2 protein-coding genes and 1 riboswitch are annotated in these 2,699 nt (G+C 71.9%); both genes read right to left on the bottom strand.

Annotated features, from left to right (window positions below):
* Nucleotides 1-139: 139 nt before the first annotated feature.
* On the bottom strand, nt 140-1,702 hold the full coding sequence (locus tag G6024_RS07480) for a precorrin-2 C(20)-methyltransferase (RefSeq protein ID WP_159148392.1): 1,563 nt from the start codon (nt 1,700-1,702) through the stop codon (nt 140-142).
* Complete coding sequence (locus tag G6024_RS07475) at nt 1,699-2,364, bottom strand: precorrin-8X methylmutase (protein ID WP_159148391.1); 666 nt, start codon at nt 2,362-2,364, stop codon at nt 1,699-1,701. Before G6024_RS07475 ends, G6024_RS07480 begins: the two co-directional genes overlap by 4 nt.
* Before the next feature lie 73 nt (nt 2,365-2,437).
* Nucleotides 2,438-2,512: riboswitch (cobalamin riboswitch) on the bottom strand.
* Nucleotides 2,513-2,699 lie beyond the last annotated feature (187 nt).

Below are 2,699 nucleotides of genomic sequence, written 5' to 3'. Positions count from 1 at the left end.
GCGTAGTAGATGTCGGTCATGTCGCCCTCCCAAGTAGTCGGCCCAAACCGGCCTCAGATCGCGGGAGGCCTCCATGACTTCCGAGCTTTGGCGAGCCAATACTGGCTTCGGGTCTAGCCGATGCCCGAGTGATCAGAGTTCACGACGTCACAAACCTCGGACTCCACACGCGTCCCGACTCCGTGACCCGGGTCCCAGAGGCGCCCACGATGAGCAGGCACTTCATGTCGACGGAGTCGCAGTCGAGGTCGGCGAGAGTCGTCACGGTGAGGGATTCCTCGGTTCGCCCAACATCACGGCCCACGACCACTGGCGTGGTCGGGCAACGGTGACGCAGGATCACCTCGCGGGCGTCGGAGACCTGGTGGGTGCGCGAGCGGGAGGCGGGGTTGTAGACCGCCAGGACCAGATCCGCGGCGGCGATCGCGTCCAGCCGCTGGTCGATCACGTCCCACGGCTTGAGCCGGTCCGACAGGCTCACCACGGCAAAGTCCGCACCGATGGGAGCGCCCGCCCGCGCGGCCACCGCCTGTACCGCGGAGACCCCGGGAGCGACGTGGACGTCGATGCCGGTGAAGCGCGGATCCTCCGCGGCCTCGAAGACCGCCGAGGCCATGCCGAACACGCCCGCGTCGCCGCCGGAGACCACGGCCACTTGCTCGCCCGCGCCGGCCAACTCCAGGGCGAGTGCCGCCCGGTCGACCTCGACGGTGTTGCCGGAGCAGTGTCTGCGCAAGCCCGCCCGCTGCGGGACGCGGTCGACGTACGGGGCGTACCCCACCACGTGGTCGACCTCGGACAGGATCCGCGTGGCCTCCGGGGTGAGCCAGTCCTGCGGCCCCGGGCCCAGGCCGACGACGTGCACGACGCCGCGCGATAGCGGGGCCTGCCCGTCCGTGGAGTCGGCCGAGCCGGCGGTACGACCCGGGGAGGGCTCCCCGGGCGCAGAGAGCTGTGCGGGCCGGCGGCCGGTGGGGTCGGAGTGCTGAGAGTCGCCGGGGACGACGATGAGCGAGAAGTACGGCACGGAGTCCGGGTCGACCTCGCTGACCGGGTGATGTGCCTCCGCGTCGGTTGACGCCCGCTCCACATAGACCGCGCCGTCGAGCCGACCGGCCGCCTCGAGGGCCCGCCGGACGGCGGGGAAGTTGCGGCCGAGCTTCATGATGATCGCGCCGTCGGTGTCTGCAAGTCGTCGGGCGAGCTCGGGCTCGGGCAGGGTGCCGGGCAGGACGGTAAGGACGTCGGTCTGCCGGACCAGGGGAGTGGCGGCTGCGGCGGTGGCGGCGGCGAAGGCCGGGATGCCCGGCACGATTTCGGTCTCGAATCGAGGGGCGAGCTTGTCGTGCATGTACATGAAGGAGCCGTAGAACAGCGGGTCTCCCTCCGAGAGTAGGACCACGTCCCGGCCGGCGGACAGGTGCTCGGCCAGTCGCTGCGCGCTGCGCTCGTAGAAGTCCGCGATCGCGCCCGCGTACCCGCCCGGGTGGTCGGTGACACCCGTGGTCACGGGGTATTCCAGTCGCTCCTGGATCGCGCCAGAAGGGATGAGATCGGCGGCGATCCGTCGGGCGTTGGACTCCTTGCCGCGGCCGGCGTGAAAAGCCACGACGTCGGCGGCGCCGACGAGACGGGCTGCCTTGAGGGTGAGCAACTCGGGATCGCCCGGTCCCACGCCGACGCCGTACAGCCGGCCGGTCACTCCGCCTCCTGGGCCAGGGCGTTGAGGGCCGAGGCGGTCATCGCGGACCCGCCGCGCCGGCCGTGGACGGTGACGAAGGGGATGTCGATGCCGTGATCGTCCGCGAACACGGCGAGCGCGGCCTTGGACTCCGCGGCGCCGATGAAGCCGACCGGACAGCCGACGATCGCGGCGGGTCGGGGAGCACCGTCGAGGATCATTTCCAGCAGGTAGAACAGGGCGGTGGGGGCATTGCCGATCGCCACCACCGCGCCGTCGAGGCGGTCGCCCCACAACGCCAGCGCCGCAGCGGATCGGGTCGTGCCCATTCGCGCGGCCAGGTCGCGAACGCCGGGATCGGACAGGGTGCACACCACGTCGTTGTCGCGGGGGAGCCGGGCCCGGGTGATCCCCGAGGCGACCATGTGGGCGTCGCACAAGATCGGCGCGCCGACGTCCAGGGCGCCCCGGGCTGCGGACACGAGCCCGGGGTGCACCTGTAGGTCACGGGTCAGGTCGGTCTGGCCGGTGCCGTGCACCATCCGCACGGCGAGTCGCTCGGCGTCGGCCGGAACGCGGGACAGGTCGGTCTCGCCGCGGATGGTCGCGAAGGAGTCGACGTAGATGGCGGGCCCGTCGTCGACGTAGTCGTAGCGACGCGGCGGCCTCAGGGCAGCACTCATGGGGTCCTCCTCGGGGTTCTCGCCCCGGTGTGAGAAGTCGCAGCGACGCGGTGGGAGCGCGCTGATCCCCGGTGAGTATCTGGCTCGGCCCACCTGCTCGACGGGCCTCACAGTGGCGGAACCGCCCCGGACTTGCACCGGGTTCCTCGCCGTGGGACAGCCCGCAGCCTACTCGCGGACGGCCAGCACCCCGCGCCACGGGGTCACGATGAGCTCGGCGACGTCGCCGCCGGTGAGCCGGGCGATGAGGTGGCGGTCGAGGATCCCGCCCGGCGCCTCGACGTGCTCGATCCGCCCCGCCGACCCCGCGACCGGCCCGTACGGCAGCGCCGGGG

Origin of the sequence: Dietzia maris, assembly GCF_014144855.1 — a bacterium.
In the GTDB taxonomy this organism is placed as follows: Bacteria; Actinomycetota; Actinomycetes; order Mycobacteriales; family Mycobacteriaceae; genus Dietzia; species Dietzia kunjamensis.
Note: the sequence above shows the minus strand (reverse complement) of the source record. Positions and strands in the feature narration are given on the sequence as shown.

Bases quoted from the DNA above. Each gene is read 5' to 3' on its own strand.
- G6024_RS07475 (WP_159148391.1), bottom strand. From the start codon at position 2,364: ATGAGTGCTGCCCTGAGGCCGCCGCGTCGCTACGACTACGTCGACGAC.